This is a genomic window from Nocardia sp. NPDC102475 (assembly GCF_055584605.1).
Genome location: NZ_JBVJLS010000003.1, coordinates 489,191 through 504,337, shown reverse-complemented (window position 1 = coordinate 504,337; position 15,147 = coordinate 489,191). Strand labels below are relative to the sequence as shown.

Below are 15,147 nucleotides of genomic sequence, written 5' to 3'. Positions count from 1 at the left end.
CAAAGACTGATAGGTTCAGTAAATACTGAACACAAAGAACTTGTCAACCTATGGGTCGGGCTACGATCCGGTCATGACGACGTTCAAGACCTGGGACGGACTGGAGCTCAACTACCGCGTGTGGGAGGGCGAAGGCATCCCGGTCGTACTGCAGCACGGGGTAGTGGCCGATACGAACGCCAACTGGATGGCCACCGGGGTGGTCGGCGCCCTGCAGGCGGCCGGGCACACCGTGGTGTCACTGGATGCGCGCGGACACGGTCGTTCCGAGAAACCCCATGATCCGGCGCGGTATTCATGGGCGGGGATGGCGCGCGACGTCACCGCGCTCTACGACGAGCTGGGCTTCGATGACGTTGTGCAGGTGGGCTATTCGATGGGCGCGATCATCTCGCTGCTGGTGGCGGGAGCGGATGAGCGGGTGCGCAAGCTGGCAGTGGGCGGCATCGGCTCCGGTGTGCTCGATTGCGGCGGCGTCGACCGGCGCGTCATCGATATCGACGATCTGCGCGCCGCCATGCGCGGTGACGGCGCGGGCACACCACCGATCGCGATGATGTTCCGCATCCTCGCCGACGCGGTGCGCGCCGACCGCGATGCCATCGAGGCGGTCGCGACCGGCCTGGACGACGAGCCGATAAAGACCCTGGCCGAGATCACCATGCCGAGCCTGGTACTGGCGGGCGATAAGGACCCGTTCGCCGCCGAGCCCGATCGACTCGCGGCCGCACTGCCCGACGCGACCTTGCGGATCGTGCCCGGCGATCACCTGATGGCCGTCGTGGATCCGAGCTTCCATGCGGCGTTGGTCGAGTTCGTGGCCTGAGCCGGTCAGAGAACCCGGCGCATCACGAAATCGTGCTGCAACTGGCTACCCACGGTGAAGGTCTTGGTGCCGACCCGCTCGAACCCGTGCTTGAGATAGAACCGCTGGGCGCGTTCATTCTCCTGGTTGACCCCGAGCCACACCCCGGCAACCGCCTCCTCGCGAGCTTGCTCCAGCGACGCGTTCATCAGTGCCTTCGATACACCGGCACCATGGTGGCCGGGCAGTACGTACATCTTGCTGATCTCGACGGCCGGGCGCAGGTCGACGGCCTTGGCGACATCGGGATCGGCCGGGTCGCCGTAGTGCAACATCGCGTAGCCGACGATATCGCCGCCCGCGACCGCTTTGAGCACGATCCGGGTGGGGTCGGTCAGATATTCGCCGAAGCGTTCACCGGAAAGCACCTCGGCGATGAAGATCTCGATATCGTCCGCGGTGGCGTGCGGTGGACAGGCGAGCGGAAAGGTCGCGGCCGCAACGTCACTGAGGGCCTCGGCGTCCCATAATCCGGCCCGGTCGACGGTGACTGGGATGTTGCTCATGTGTCCAGTACAGCACGACCTCCGTTCGAAGCCGAAAGCTCATCCGGTTCGGAACGGGAATGGAATACACGCGCGAGTCCGATAACGATTGCCATGAACAGGACGGGGATCACGAAACCGATCCGATGTCCGAAGCCGGCGGCAATCGCGCCGACCAGCCCGCCGCCGACGAGGGTGCCAACGTAGTTGAACAGATTCAGGCGCGCGATCAGCGCGTCGAGTTGCCGTCCGCTGGTCAGTTGTCCGGCCTCGCTGAAGCACAGCGGTGCGACGACGCCGGTTCCGAAACCGCCGATCAGGAAGCCGATGATCGCGACAATCGGCCCGGGCGCGACCACCGCGACGGCCAGTCCGAGCACGCCGACCGCCCCGGCGATGCGTACCACCCGGCGTCCGCCGAGCCGCCGCACCCACAGATCCCCGCTCAGCCTGGCGGCCAGCGACGCGCATTGATAGACCGCCAATGCCAAAGCCGCGGTGGACGAACTGGCCAGCAGATCCTCCTTCAGATACAACGCCGACCAGTTGCTGACGGCGAGATCGATCGCGAAAACGAGTGATGCCGCGATGCCGAAGGCGAGATACATACGCAGCGGAACCATCCGGGATGCTGAGGGTTCGCTGTTGGCCACCTCCGCCGGGCCGGACTCGGCCTCCGCGGCGCCGAGCAGGCGTGGGCCAGTCACCAACCCGACCACGAGAACTACGCCCGCTGCCGCCAACAGCGATTCGCGCAGCGTGACGTCCAATGCCTCGCAGGCGGATACGAACAGCGCGCCGAGGATCGATCCGGCACTCCACGCCCCGTAGAACGAGGACAGGATGAACGTCCCGTACCCGTGCTGAATGAATACACCCTGCATGTTCGTGCTCGCATCGACAATGCCGACCGCGATTCCGTAGCAGCCGAGGGCGATCGCCAGCACAGGGATATTCGGGGCCAGCGCGACGGCGCATCCGGTGACCGTGATGCCCAGCAGTCCGATCCGCACCGTGACCCGGCTCGACCACCGCATGGCCACCTGCTCGGCCGCCACGCTGCCGACGCCGGCGAGGATCGAAACCAGCACCACCGAACCGGCGATCAGGCCATCTGACAGGTCGAAGCGATCCTTCTGCTGGGGCAGTTCGGTGAGCACCACCGCGAAGAAAAAGCCCTGCAACCCGAACGCGAACGAATTCGCGATCCGGGCTCCGCGCAAGACGGGAGAAATCGATCCCATCTGCGGAGAGTATCGGCCCGGCCGTGGCCGTGCCCGGGCAGACGGTCGCGGTCATCCTTTTGGTGGATGCGGCGCGCGCGACGGTCATACCTTGGTCAGATACGGTCGCTGCGGTCGACGCGCGGGTGGTCGAGATCGCCATCGCGTGCCACTATCGAAGGGGCGCAAGACAACTCGCGAACGGGGAAGGGCCGTCGAATGAGAAAGCTGCCACAGGACTTCTTTCGTACACCGTATGCCTTCTATGCGAAGCTGCGCGCCGAAGGCCCCGTGCACCCCATCGAGTTGAATAGCGGCGTTCGCGCTTGGCTGGTGGTGGATCTGGACGTCGCACGCGAGGTGCTGCGTCATCCGGCCATCCGCAAAGACCCGCGCACCGAGTCCAGCCGCCGGGCCCGTGGCCTGCCCACCGGTGACACCGGCGTCGGCGCGGTAAATGCCCGGATCAGCTACCACCTGCTGAATACCGATCCGCCCGCGCACGCCCGGCTGCGCCGACTGGTCGCCCCCGCATTCGCACCCGCTCGGATCGAGGCACTGGCCCCGCGTGTGCTGGCGATCGCCGATGAGCTCCTGGACCGGATGGCCGCGGACGGCACGGGCCCGGTGGATCTGTTGTCGGAGTATGCGTTTCCGCTTCCCATCACCGTCATCTGTGAACTGCTCGGTGTGCCGGTGGCCGATCGCGCGGACTTCCGGGAGTGGTCGCGCATCATCGTCGAGCTGTCGACCGCGACCCCCGAGGAAGTCCGGCACGCGACCGATGCCATTGCCGACTACTTCGAGCAGTTGATCACGCGGCGGCGGGCCGAGGGGCTGGGGGAGGACCTCGTCTCGGACCTGATCGCCGCCAGTGCCGACGGTGACCGCCTCACCGATGACGAGCTGATCTCCATGGTGTTCCTAATCCTGGTCGCGGGCCACGAGACCACGGTCAATCTGATCGGCAATACCGTGCTCACCCTGCTGTCGGATCCGGTGCGCTACCGCGCGCTGCACGGGAATGCCGAGGCAGTGCCCGCCCTGATCGAGGAGATGCTGCGCTACGACGGTCCGGTGAATGTCGCGACCTTGCGCTACACGACCGAACCGATCACGCTGGGCGGCACCGAGATTCCCGCGGGCGAGATGGTTCTCGTCGCGCTGGGTTCGGCCAACCACGACGAACGGCACTTCGGCGACGCAGCTGAGTTCGACCCGGAGCGCTCCGCATCTGGCCACTTGGCGTTCGGCCACGGCATCCACTACTGCCTGGGTGCGGGCCTGGCTCGGCTGGAGGCGCGCATCGCGATCACGAGGTTGGTCGAGCAGTATCCGGATCTGCGCTTGGCGGCCGCCGGTGGGGAATTGCGCTGGCGGGAGAGCATGCTCATCCGGGGGTTGCAGGATCTGCCGGTCGAATTGGCAGGGGCACCCGCCCTGCGTTGAGTCCGGCGTTCGGGGTGGTGCGCACAGCGGCGGACGGCCCCACTGATCAGGCGTTGTGCCCCAGGGGCTTCCGCCACGCCGGACAACTGTGCAACAGTGCAGAGAACCGGGCGTAACGATGCGTCCGGCGCCGGATGCGGAGGGAAACGATGACTGCGGCGTATCCACCCGGTCCGCCGATCCCCGCATTGCTACAGGGCTTGCTGTACATCCGTAACCGCGCCCAGGTGCTGCCGCCGCTACGACGACGCTACGGCGATGTCTTCTCGCTGCATGTGCCGCCGTTCGCGCAGAACCTCGTGGTATTCACCCGCCCCGAACACATCAAGGAGATCTTCGCGGGCGACCCACGCGACCTGCACGCGGGCGAAGGCAACCAGATCCTCGGCCCCATCATGGGCGAGCATTCGGTGCTGATGACCGACGAGGCCGAACACGCAAGGGCGCGCCGATTGCTCATGCCCGCATTCAATGGCGCGGCCCTGCGCGGCTATCGCGATCTGGTCGCCGAGATCGCGGCCGCGGAGGTCGACCGCTGGCGGCCCGGTTCGACGGTCATCACCCTCGACCGGATGAACGCGCTCACTCTCGAGGTGATCATGCGGGTGGTGTTCGGCGTCACCGATGAGCGCACTCGGGCCGCGCTCGCACCGCGCCTGGGTCGCATCGTCGATATCGGGCCGCTGCAGTACATCGGCCTGATGAAACCGGCGCTGCAGAAGTATCCGCCGTGGAAGTCCTTCCACGGCAATATGGCCGCCATCGATGATCTGCTGTACGCCGAGATCACGGCCCGGCGCACCGCCCCCGACCTGGCCGAACGCACCGACGTCCTGTCCCGGCTATTGCAGGCGGGCGGCGATACCGAGTCCGATCCGCCCCTCACCGACCCCGAACTACGCGATCAACTCATCACCCTGCTGCTCGCCGGTCACGAAACCACCGCGGCCGCGCTGTCCTGGGCGCTGCACGAACTCTCGGTCAACCCGCAGGTACAACGCGACGCCCACGAAGCGGTCCGCATCGATGACGACAAGGCGCTCGAGGCCGTCATGAAGGAGGCGATGCGGATGCGCACCGTCATCCCCGGCGCGGTCCGCAAACTCACCAGGGATATGACCATCGGCGGCTGGGAGCTGCCCGCGGGCACGGTGGTCAGCTGTTCGATCCTGCTGGCGCACCGCAGCCCGGCCAACCATCCCGACACCTGGACCTTCCGTCCGTCGCGCTTCCTCGACGGCGAGGTCGAACCGAATACCTGGCTGCCCTTCGGCGGCGGCGTGCGCCGCTGCATCGGCGCCGGATTCTCGCTGATGGAGGGCACCACGGTGCTGCGCGAAATCCTGTCCCGCTACACCCTGGCCCCGCCCGAGGGGGCGAAACGCGAGCGCGGACGGGTGCGCAATATCACCACCGTGCCGCGCGACAAGGCCAGGATTGTAGTCACTCCCTGTTCAACTTCGTGAAATCGCACCGAGGCTTTGCCGCATTCGCGCGAGCGACGTAATCTCCGTGCCATGACGAGCGGGAACCGCATCGCAATCGTAGGTGCGGGCATCGCAGGCCTCGCCTGCGCGAAGGTGTTGCGCCGGGAGGGTTTTCCGGTCGAGGTATTCGATCGGGCCTCGGACGTCGGCGGAGTGTGGAGTGCGACGCGCCGGTATCCCGGCCTGCGCGCACAGAACAGCAAACACACATATCACTTCTCCGACTTCCCGATGCCCGATGACTATCCGCGTGTGCCGGATGGGCAGCAGATGCAGCAGTACCTCGACGGGTACGTGCGGCACTTCGGCTTCGGCGAGAGCCTGCGTCTCGGTACCGAGGTGGTCGCGGCCGATCCGGTCGACAGTGGTTGGTTGCTGGAGATCCGCGACCACATCGGTGTCCATCGCACCTCCTGCGACCATCTGGTCATCGCCAACGGAATATTCAGTGAGCCCGCGGTGCCCGACTTCCCGGGCGTCGAGCGGTTCCGGCAGGCGGGCGGGCAGATCGGGCACGCCTCGGAGTTCCTGGATGTCGAGTGGGCGCGCGGCAAATCTGTCGTGGTGGTCGGCTATGGCAAGTCGGCCTGCGATATCGCCGAGGCGGTCAGTCACGTCGCGGCCTCGACGAATGTGGTCGCCCGCCGACTGCTGTGGAAGATGCCGCGCAAGTTGGCGCGCGGACTGGTCGACTACGAACGGCTGATGCTGACCAGGCTGGGGGAGGCGCACTTCCGCTATCAGGAGCTCGGGCGGATCGAACGGTTCCTGCACGGTTCCGGGCGCAGCTTCCGCGACAGCAACCTCGATGTGATCCAGGAACTCGCCACCAAGAAGTCGCATCTGCGCGAGCTGGGACTGGTGCCGGAGGGGCGCTTCGAGGACATCGCGGAGAGCACGGTCAGCCTGGTCACCGAGGATTTCTTCGAGCGGGTGGGGATGGGACTGATCGCGGTGCACCGCGACAGCACCATCACCGAGATGGCCCCGAACCACGTGCGACTGTCCAACGGCACGACCCTGCAGGCCGATATCGTCATCTGCGCTACCGGGTTCCACCAGCGGGTGCCGTTCCTGACCCCGTACGTGCAGCGTCAGCTCACCGACGACGAGGGCAATTTCCGCCTGTACCGGCAGATCTTGCCGATCGGCGTGCCGAATCTGAGCTTCGTCGGGTACAACTCCTCGGTCATCAGCACGCTCGGCGCCGAGGTCGGTGCGCACTGGACCGCCGCACTGTTACGCGGCCGCCTTGCCCTGCCGACACAGGAGGAGATGACCGCGCACGTCGATGAGCGGCTGAGCTGGATGGCCGAGCGCACGGGCGGCCATCACGCGCACGGCGGCGCCATCACCCCGTTCTCGATCCACAATATCGACGAGATGCTCGCCGACCTGAAATTCCGCCTGCCGCGCAGAACCCGTGCGGCACAATGGTTCCGGATGATCAAGCCGTCTTCGTATCGTGGACTCGCGGAGCGGTCGAAGGGGCCGGTGGTCACAGCGGCGCCGGAAATGGCGCCTCAGGTCTCCGCCGAACAGCGCACGCCGTAGGTCGATTGCCCGGAGTGCGCCTGGGGATTGCCGGGGTTCTCCTCGGCGCTCACGTGTTGTAGGTCGGACACGGCGTCGCGTATGGAGCACATGCAGGTTCGATCGACGTCGACGATCACCGGGGAGGGATCTCTCGGCTCTCGTCGGCCAATGGCCCCGGCGATGGTTGCCGCCGGAGGATGCGGGATCGGAACAGGGTCCGTTCCCTCTGCGGAGCACATCGATTTGCCCAGTGCGACTGTGGGTTTCGAGTCGAAGAAGTTCACAGTGTGACGGGCGTCGCATGGGCGTGCCGTCGTTCCGGCCGGAGTCGGCAATCGGGCCGGACAGCGCCGTCGAGGTCGGCACGACGGATTATCACCAATGCAATGTTGGTTACCAGTCTTTCCGTTCTGGATAATCCAGGTGTGGACGCCCTCGACATGAATCTGCTGGTTGCTCTGGATGCGCTGCTGGAGACCAACAGCGTCACCCTGGCCGCCGAGCGGCTACACACTTCGGCGCCCGCGATGAGCCGAACGCTGGCCCGGCTGCGTCACGTGCTCGGCGATCCGCTGCTGGTGCGCGCGGGCCGCAATCTGGTGCCGACGCCGCGCGCACTCGAATTGCGTTACGAGGTAAGCGTTCTGGTGGAGCGAGGGCGGACGCTGCTCACCCCGCGCGGCGCACTCGACCCGGCCACGCTGAAGCGCGACTTCGCCGTGCAGGCGGGCGATATGGTCCTCGGGGAATTGGCGACGCCGCTGCTGGCCGCCGTCCGCGCACAGGCGCCCGGCGTGACACTGCATCTGCTCCCGGATCGCGACGAGGGCACCGCCGCACTGCGCGATGGTCGCGTCGATATCGAGGTCGGCGTCATCGAGCACACCGATCCCGAGACCACCGTGCAGCGGGTATTGCGCGATCGCGTGATCGGCGTTGCCGCACCGGAACATCCGCTGATCACCGATCGTGTGACCGTGGCGCGGTTCGCCGCTGCCGCCCACCTCGGCATCTCCCGCCGGGGTCGCGCCCGCGGCCCCATCGATGACCGCTTGGCCCTGCACGGCCGCACTCGCCGCGTCGTGGCCACTGTCCCCGACCTCACCAGCGCCCTGCTAGCGATCCGCTCCAGCGATCTGATCTGCGCCGTCCCCGCCGCCCTCACCGCGACAACGCGCACCGCACTCGGCTTGTGTGCCTTCGAAATCCCCCTGCCCCTCCCCGAAATCGCCATCGCCATCGCGTGGCACCCCCGTAATACCGCCGACAGCGCCCACCGATGGCTACGCGAATTGATCCGCGGCACCCTCACGGGGCTGGACTCGTCCGGGCGGTGAGTTGCTCAGCCCTCGGTGCGGATCGCGAAGTTCGGATCCACGCCGGGTAGTTCGTTCGGCGCGGAGGACGGGTCCGGGCGACCGAAGGGGCCGTGCGGGTTGCGTTTGAGTTCGTCGAGCATGGCCTGCAGCTTGTCGACGTGCGAGGTGTCCTCGCCGGTCCCCGCGCGGTGCGCGCCAGGGGTCAGTGCGCCGTTGTCCTCGGTGCGTGGTGCGGTCATACCGGTGTCGGGACGGGTTGTTGGCGTTGGGGATTCGTAGCCATTGCGGGGCGGGGACGTGAGCGGCTCCAAGCGGCCGTTACTCGAGCCGATCGAGCCGTAGTCGAGCCGGTCGCCGGTGGTCGCGGGTTGGGAGTTGGTGTAGGTCGGCGCGGAAGGTTCGGTGCCGGCCGGTGTGGCCGAGTCGAGCCATTCGGGGCGCGAGGTGGGTGCGGAGAGCGGCTCGCTGCGATAGGTCGGGGGGACCGCGGGCGGCACGGGCTGCGGTGTCCGTGAGGGGAGGGACAGAGAGTCGTTGTGCGTTGCGGGGCCGAAGGGTTCGAGGTGTTCGGCGCGGGTGTTCGGCGCGGTGAATTCGGTCCGTGCGGGGCGGGGCGCGATGTCTTCGGGCGCTTTCAGCCGCTCGTTGCGCCCGGTGGTGGCGTCCAGAGGTCCGGTCGGGGTCGCTAGGCGCCCGTTGGCTCCGGTCGTCGGCGTGACGAGCTCGTTGCGGCCGGTCGTGGGCTCGAGGCGCTCGTTGGTTCCGGTGGTGTCGGGGCGATTGTTGCGTCCGGTCGGCGTTTGGCTGAGCACGGTGGTGATGTCGGGGAGGTCGTTGCGGCCGGGCTCGGTGTGCGCGCTCGTGGTGTCGGCTCGCCCGTTTACGGCATCGAGGCGGTCGCGACGCGACGGAATCGGTTCGCGCCGTTCCCTGGTCGCGGGCGTGGGCTCCGGGCGGACCCGCTGCGCGGGTTCGGCCGGTTCGTCAGTGGGCTCGACGGTGGCGACCTGCTCCAACCGTGACCCGATCTTCGAAACATCCTCCCCGGTACGGAAAGCCCACGCCTCCAACTTGGCCAGGCGACCGGCCAGGTTACGGTCGTCATCCACGTGGGCGGCGACCGCGTCGAGTTTATTGCTCACCTCGCGCAGGGTCGTCGCGAGACTCGACAAGAGTGCGCCGATCGATTCGCCACTCCGCTCGTCGTGGTCCATCCCATACCTTCTTCCCCGTATCGCCCGAAACTCCGCTCGTGGCCGGCCGATTCTATCTGTCGATCGGTACCGACGCGGTTCGAGGACCGGCCGTGGCCGCGCCGTGCACCTTTCGTCCGGTTGCGCGGCGGCTTTCGTTCGCTCGTTCGGCGGCATCGGCCGTGTCCGAGGAATGGCCGCAACTATCAATCATCGAATTAACTGTGGCAATGCTCTCGCGTGTCGCAATGAAATCGCTTGTGAGACAGCGCACATCGGCTGGTCGGAGCGTGTTCGCGGGTTGTGGCGCACCCGAGCGCGGGGTATAGGGGGCTGGCGGGCGGGCCAAAGCTGACGCACTCTTGATCTATGGCGTAGGTCGTACCTGACCTGCGGTGGTTTTGGGCAGGGGTGAGGTCGCGTGAGAACGAAGCAGCGCGTCGAGCGGGCGTGCGGGCGTCGGGCGATGCTCGCCGAATTGGGGTTGTCGGACGGTCGCGTCGCGGACACCCGGGTGCCGGATGGTCGCGCACCCGTCGGCGGAGCGGTTGGGGCAGCGGGATACGGCTGCACATGCCCGGAATGTGCCGCCGCGCAATGGGATATCCAGCGGCTGAAGTATTGGCTGTGCGGGCGGCTCGCGTCCTACGGTGCCGAGGTGGCCGAGGTGGACCGCCGGGTGGGTGACATTCCGGTGGACGTGCTCTGGCGCAGCGGTGATCGGCAGTACGCCATCGAGGTCCGTACCGGCCCGCTGGATCGGGAATCGGCGCAGCACCACACGACGCGGCTGCGCACCTCCGGATGTGACGGGGTGTTGTGGCTGTGCCCGCCGGGCTATTGGGTCGGGCATCTGCCCGCGCTCGGCATCGCCGACTTCGCGCCGCCCGCCTGCGATTACCGCGCCGAAGAGGGCATGCTGGACGCTTCGAACAGCGCGGTCGTCCTGCCGCGCCGTGAACCCTATGAACTGCGCGATTTCCTGGGCGGCTGGGTGCGGGGCGAAATCGCGTGGGGCTACCGCGATGTGATGACAGGAGGATGGGCCACCGTGACCGACTGGGAACACCACACGAGGACGCAGGCCAGCGTCATCGCTCGGCAGCGCCAGGAGTTGGTCAACCAACGCACCACGCTGGCCCTGTCCCGAAAATCCGTGCGGGACAAGCAGAAACAGGTGATGAAGCTCACCACCCGGCTGGAACGTGCCGAGGAGTCCGCGCAGGAGCGTGCGGACTCGCTGGCCGAGGTCAAGCGCAAGCTCGACAACCACCACCGCATCGACGCCAGCCTGCGTGCCACCATCGTGAGTCTGCAGAAGGCGATCGGTCACTGGCAGCTGATCACCTATTGCGCGATGATGCTTATCGTGACATTCATCGCGGGAGCGATGTTCGTGCGCTGAGGTGGTCGGCTGGGTGGTTGCCGGTCAACCGGAACGGCGCGCGGTCCCAACGCCATTCGTTGCACAGGACCAGCGCGATCAGGTCGAGCAGGTCCAGCTCGACCTCCGCGCGCAACTGCCGCAGCGCGGACCAGTACACCGGTCCGCGCTCGACCAACTCCCGCAGTCGACTCTCGGCCTCCGCGGCTACCTTGCGCCGCAACAGATCTGGGATCCCGATCTTGCTGCCGGTCCACACCAGCCAGCCCCAGCCGTTGGCATGCGCATGTGCGCGCCCTGCCGCCGATTTGATCCGATTGATGTGGAAGCCGACATGTCCCAGCGGTTCGACATCGATCAGGACGACGCGGCCGTCGGCCAGTCGTGCGGCGATGGTCGGGTAGAAGCTTCGTTCCATGCCGTCTATTTCGAAGGCGACCGCACTCGGTTGCTCCTGAAATGTCTCGACCAGATCGCTCGCGTTCACCGTCTGAAGCAGCCGAGCTTCCAAGCCGGAATCGAACCCGATATCGCGCCCGACCTTGTCGAGATAGAACCGCCCGCGTCCTTCGTCGTCGCCGTCGACCGTGCGCGCCGAGGCGATCGGCAGGGGAGCGGGTCCTGGTGCGGAGGCCGGCCAATCGACCTGTCCCAGCCATGAATTCAGCTCACTCGTCGCCAGCGGCTCGTGCAGTTTCGCCAACCGCCGGTTCGTCTTCTTCTGCCACCCCATGATCCGCTGCATCACATATCCGGCGACCCGCTTGGCATCCTCGCCCGCATGCCCCGCCAGCCGCAGCTTCAGATAAGCCAACTCATTGGCGGCCAGATCGGTATCCGTCGCATAGGTCTCCACCAACAGTGCCCGCACCAACTGCTGATCTCGTGCCCCCACCGGGTACCGCGTCCCGAACACCTCGGCTGCCCGATGTCCACTCAGCTGCGCTTCCCGCAGAATCTGCGCCACTGCCCGGGTATGCAACTGTCGAACCCGATCCCGCGACAGATCGAATCGAGCACCGATCCGCGCCAACGTCTCCGGCGCCTCCCCGCTCACCCCGAGCCGAAACCCCACGATGTCGGCATCGCGCCGCTTGCGTTCCCCCCGCATCTCGATCAATTCCCCCAATAGCTCGTTGATCTCCTCGAGATCGAACGACACATCCCCGGCGATATCGTCGAGCACCTCGGGATCGGCATAGTCAGCAGCTCGATCCCGCCCATCGGCCTCACTTGCCGTCACCTGCACCCCTGACCACGACTCGGCTCCACTCGATATGTGCGCCGTAGCCTAACGCCGACCACCGACAACCCGGCCCATCCCACCGATCGGCCGCATCCGTCTCCGCCAGCTCGGCGTCGCTGTCCGAGCTGTCCTCGATATTTCCTGATCGTCGTGGGAAACGGTTCTATGCTCACGTCGTGGGTCGTTTCCGCAGCAACGCCGAGCTGGCGCTGTGGATCATTGTGGCGGCGGTCGCGTATTTTGCGGCTGCCGAGGTCGGGTTGCGTTTTGCCTTGGTCGGCAATCAAGTCACGCCGCTGTGGCCGCCGACCGGGGTTGCCCTCGCATGTCTGTTCTTATTCGGCCTCCGTGCCTGGCCGGGGGTCACGCTGGGCGCGTTGGCGGTGAATGCCCTGCTCGGGCCGACGCTTCCTGCCGTCCTCATGATCGCCCTCGGCAACACGGTCGCTCCGGTGGTCGCGTACCTGCTGCTCAAAAAGGTCGGGTTCCGCAGCGATTTCGTCGGCGTCCGTGACGTACTCGAACTCGTCTTCCTCGGTGCCCTCGCCGCGATGCTGATCAGCGCGACGCTCGGTACCGTCACTCTGCTCGTGGCCGGTGTGGTTTCCGCACACGGTTTCTGGGGCGCCTGGTTGGTGTGGTGGACCGGCGACGCCATGGGCGTGCTGCTGATCGCACCGCTCATCCTCGTCGGCAAAGGTATTCGCATACCCAAGGCCCTCAGCCCATTGCGGGTAATCGAGGCCGCGATGCTCGCGGTGGGCACATTCGTCGTCGCGGTATCGGCCACCGTGGTGTCGGCAAACCTGCTCTTCCTGGTCTTCCCCTTCCTGATCTGGGCCGCGATGCGCTTCCATCTCGCCGGCGCACTGCCCTGCGCGCTCATCGCCTCGACGGTCGCCATCGTCGCCGTGACCCGCGACTTCCCGGCCTTCAGCGGCCTCGACCTGACCGCCAAAATGATCACTCTGCAAGCATTCAACGGCTCGGTCGCACTGACCGCCCTCCTGCACGCCACCATCACCGCCCAACGCGACCGCGCCCGCCAAGCCGTCGACGACACCTGCACCCAACTGGCCCAAACCGTCCTCACCATCAGCCAGGGCCGCCCTTTGGAAGGCGTCATCGACAACGCACGCCCCCGCCGAACCAAACCCCCTACCCCCGACACCGCACCAAGCTGAACAGGCCGTCCGACTCGCGCCGCAATCCGCTGCGGCGCGAGTCGGTTCGAGGCGAACTAGCGCTCGACCGACCGGATGATCAGGTCGGCGACCACGTCGGGCTCGGCGACCGAGACCGCGTGCGAAGCGGAGATTTCGACGGTGTCGGCCCCGGCACGTTCGGCCATGAACCGCTGCGCCTCGACGGGGATGTTCTTATCGTCCGTGGTCAGCAATGCGAATGCCGACACCGACTTCCACGCGGCCGCGGTGGCTGTCTCCTGCAGTGCGGCAAGGGCGACCGGTCGCTGTGTCGCGGCCATCAGTTCGGCCGTTGCCGCGGGGACGTCGGCGGCGAACTGCCGGTGGAACTCCTCCTGACGGATATAGAGTTCGGTGCCCGTGCTCCCGTCGGGCAGCGGGTAGCTCGCGGGACGGGTCGTCGGCCCTAAGGTGGAGCCGGGGAACTTATCGGTCAGCTGCAGCGCGCTCTCGTTCTCGTCGGGAATGAACGCGGCAATGTAGACCAATGCGGTGATGTTCGCCTTCCCCTCGGCCGCCACCGTGATGACGCTGCCACCGTAGGAGTGTCCGACGAGCACGCACGGGCCCTCGATACCGTCGACAACCGACGCGATATACGCCGCGTCACTGCCTAGGCCGCGCAGCGGGTTTGCGGCGGCGATGACGGAATGTCCTTGTGCGCGTATGCGTTCGATGACGCTGTTCCAACTGGAGGAATCGGCGAACGCGCCGTGGACGAGCACGATGGTTGGAGCGGTCATAGATTTCTCCTGATCTGCTTGCGGACGAGGCGTGATCACGCTGTGTGCAGGGCCGCCTTCAGCGTCGCAACCGCCTGTGCGACAGCTGCCTTGGCCGCGTGGGTGTCGTGCATCGCGTTCACCATCACAAAGTCGTGGATGATCGCCCCGTAGCGCACCTGGGTCACCGGCACGCCCGCCGCGCGCAGCTTGCCCGCGAAGGCTTCGCCCTCATCGCGCAGCACATCGGCTTCGGCGGTGATGACCAATGCCGGCGGCAGCCCGGTCAACTGCTCGGTGCTGGCCCGCAGCGGCGACACGGTGATCTGCGCACGATCTTCGGAGCTGGTGGTGTACTGATCCCAGAACCATTGCATCCCTGTGCGAGTCAGGAAGTAGCCCTCGGCGAACTGCTGGTACGAGCCGGTATCGAAGTTGGCGTCGGTCACCGGGTAGAACAGCACCTGCTGCGCGAAGGACACGTCGCCGCGCTCCTTCGCCATGAGTGTCAGCGCGATGGCCATATTGCCGCCGACCGAGTCGCCCGCGACCGCGATCCGGGACGCGTCGAGACCGTGGTCGGCGCCGTTGGTCGTAATCCACTGGGCGACCCGGTAGGACTGCTCGTTGGCTACCGGATACCGTACCTCCGGCGAGCGGTCGTATTCAGGGAAGACAACGGCCGCGTGCGCACCGACGGCGAGATCGCGCACAAGCCGATCGTGGGTGTGCGCATCGCCGAAAACCCAACCCGCGCCATGGGTGTAGACGATCACGGGCAGCACCTCGGTGACACCCTGCGGCTTGACGATGCGCGCCCGCACCGAACCGGTCGGACCGCCCTCGACCGTGACCCACTCCTCATCGATCTCGGGCTTGAAAATTGGCGCGTCCTGCACCGAGTCCACTGCCTTGCGCCCCTCGTCCGGGGCGAGCTGGTAGAGGAACGGCGGCTGCGAGGTGGCGTCGACGAACTCCTGCGCCGCCTGCTCGAGCGAGATACCCAACGGGTTACCTGACATGGTGGTGCCTT

Annotated in this window: 13 protein-coding genes; 7 read left to right on the top strand and 6 right to left on the bottom strand. The window is 66.6% G+C overall.

From position 1 onward, the window contains the following. Positions 1-73 precede the first annotated feature (73 nt). The gene (locus ACZ60G_RS08065; RefSeq protein WP_465808310.1) at positions 74-826 is read left to right on the top strand and encodes an alpha/beta fold hydrolase; all 753 of its coding nucleotides are present in this window, start codon (positions 74-76) and stop codon (positions 824-826) included. 5 nt (positions 827-831) lie between these two features. Here the strand turns inward: ACZ60G_RS08065 and ACZ60G_RS08060 are convergent, their stop codons facing one another. Both ACZ60G_RS08060 and ACZ60G_RS08055 read right to left on the bottom strand, forming a co-directional pair. Continuing rightward, a complete protein-coding gene (locus tag ACZ60G_RS08060) occupies positions 832-1,371 on the bottom strand; it encodes a GNAT family N-acetyltransferase (RefSeq protein WP_465808308.1) in 540 nt (179 codons plus the stop codon). Then, positions 1,368-2,594: an MFS transporter gene (locus tag ACZ60G_RS08055; RefSeq protein WP_465808306.1), complete on the bottom strand. Its 1,227-nt coding sequence runs from the start codon at positions 2,592-2,594 to the stop codon at positions 1,368-1,370. Before ACZ60G_RS08055 ends, ACZ60G_RS08060 begins: the two co-directional genes overlap by 4 nt. 198 nt (positions 2,595-2,792) lie before the next feature. Between ACZ60G_RS08055 and ACZ60G_RS08050 the strand changes: the two genes are divergently transcribed. From ACZ60G_RS08050 to ACZ60G_RS08035, 4 genes are all read left to right on the top strand, one after another. Then, complete coding sequence (locus tag ACZ60G_RS08050) at positions 2,793-4,022, top strand: cytochrome P450 family protein (RefSeq protein ID WP_465808304.1); 1,230 nt, start codon at positions 2,793-2,795, stop codon at positions 4,020-4,022. Positions 4,023-4,171: 149 nt separating this feature from the next. After that, positions 4,172-5,488 (top strand): cytochrome P450, encoded by a 1,317-nt coding sequence (locus ACZ60G_RS08045; protein WP_465808302.1) that lies wholly within the window; start codon positions 4,172-4,174, stop codon positions 5,486-5,488. 51 nt (positions 5,489-5,539) lie between these two features. Further along, positions 5,540-7,063: a flavin-containing monooxygenase gene (locus ACZ60G_RS08040; RefSeq protein ID WP_465808300.1), complete on the top strand. Its 1,524-nt coding sequence runs from the start codon at positions 5,540-5,542 to the stop codon at positions 7,061-7,063. Positions 7,064-7,470: 407 nt separating this feature from the next. Then, positions 7,471-8,382: a LysR family transcriptional regulator gene (locus ACZ60G_RS08035; protein WP_465808298.1), complete on the top strand. Its 912-nt coding sequence runs from the start codon at positions 7,471-7,473 to the stop codon at positions 8,380-8,382. Positions 8,383-8,387: 5 nt separating this feature from the next. Here the strand turns inward: ACZ60G_RS08035 and ACZ60G_RS08030 are convergent, their stop codons facing one another. After that, complete coding sequence (locus ACZ60G_RS08030) at positions 8,388-9,578, bottom strand: hypothetical protein (RefSeq protein ID WP_465808296.1); 1,191 nt, start codon at positions 9,576-9,578, stop codon at positions 8,388-8,390. Between the two features lie 400 nt (positions 9,579-9,978). Here ACZ60G_RS08030 and ACZ60G_RS08025 point away from each other — a divergent pair, with 400 nt between their 5' ends. Beyond that, positions 9,979-10,962, top strand: a complete 984-nt coding sequence (locus ACZ60G_RS08025; protein ID WP_465808294.1) for a hypothetical protein — start codon at positions 9,979-9,981, stop codon at positions 10,960-10,962. Here the strand turns inward: ACZ60G_RS08025 and ACZ60G_RS08020 are convergent. Further along, positions 10,934-12,184 carry a sigma factor-like helix-turn-helix DNA-binding protein gene (locus ACZ60G_RS08020; RefSeq protein WP_465808292.1) on the bottom strand — a complete coding sequence of 417 codons (1,251 nt, stop codon included), beginning with the start codon at positions 12,182-12,184 and terminating at the stop codon, positions 10,934-10,936. The genes ACZ60G_RS08025 and ACZ60G_RS08020 overlap by 29 nt on opposite strands. A gap of 179 nt (positions 12,185-12,363) precedes the next feature. Between ACZ60G_RS08020 and ACZ60G_RS08015 the strand changes: the two genes are divergently transcribed. Then, positions 12,364-13,371, top strand: a complete 1,008-nt coding sequence (locus ACZ60G_RS08015) for an MASE1 domain-containing protein (protein ID WP_465808290.1) — start codon at positions 12,364-12,366, stop codon at positions 13,369-13,371. 56 nt (positions 13,372-13,427) lie between these two features. On the opposite strand, the gene ACZ60G_RS08010 is transcribed toward ACZ60G_RS08015, so the two are convergent. Continuing rightward, a complete protein-coding gene (locus ACZ60G_RS08010; RefSeq protein ID WP_465808288.1) occupies positions 13,428-14,135 on the bottom strand; it encodes an alpha/beta fold hydrolase in 708 nt (235 codons plus the stop codon). Between the two features lie 35 nt (positions 14,136-14,170). Then, complete coding sequence (locus tag ACZ60G_RS08005) at positions 14,171-15,136, bottom strand: alpha/beta hydrolase (protein WP_465808286.1); 966 nt, start codon at positions 15,134-15,136, stop codon at positions 14,171-14,173. Positions 15,137-15,147: the final 11 nt, after the last annotated feature.

Excerpts from the sequence above, each read along its gene's own strand:
- ACZ60G_RS08065 (WP_465808310.1), top strand. The coding sequence starts at position 74 with ATGACGACGTTCAAGACCTGGGACGGACTGGAGCTCAACTACCGCGTG.
- ACZ60G_RS08060 (WP_465808308.1), bottom strand. The coding sequence starts at position 1,371 with ATGAGCAACATCCCAGTCACCGTCGACCGGGCCGGATTATGGGACGCC.
- ACZ60G_RS08055 (WP_465808306.1), bottom strand. The coding sequence starts at position 2,594 with ATGGGATCGATTTCTCCCGTCTTGCGCGGAGCCCGGATCGCGAATTCG.
- ACZ60G_RS08050 (WP_465808304.1), top strand. The coding sequence starts at position 2,793 with ATGAGAAAGCTGCCACAGGACTTCTTTCGTACACCGTATGCCTTCTAT.
- ACZ60G_RS08045 (WP_465808302.1), top strand. The coding sequence starts at position 4,172 with ATGACTGCGGCGTATCCACCCGGTCCGCCGATCCCCGCATTGCTACAG.
- ACZ60G_RS08040 (WP_465808300.1), top strand. The coding sequence starts at position 5,540 with ATGACGAGCGGGAACCGCATCGCAATCGTAGGTGCGGGCATCGCAGGC.
- ACZ60G_RS08030 (WP_465808296.1), bottom strand. The coding sequence starts at position 9,578 with ATGGACCACGACGAGCGGAGTGGCGAATCGATCGGCGCACTCTTGTCG.
- ACZ60G_RS08010 (WP_465808288.1), bottom strand. The coding sequence starts at position 14,135 with ATGACCGCTCCAACCATCGTGCTCGTCCACGGCGCGTTCGCCGATTCC.
- ACZ60G_RS08005 (WP_465808286.1), bottom strand. The coding sequence starts at position 15,136 with ATGTCAGGTAACCCGTTGGGTATCTCGCTCGAGCAGGCGGCGCAGGAG.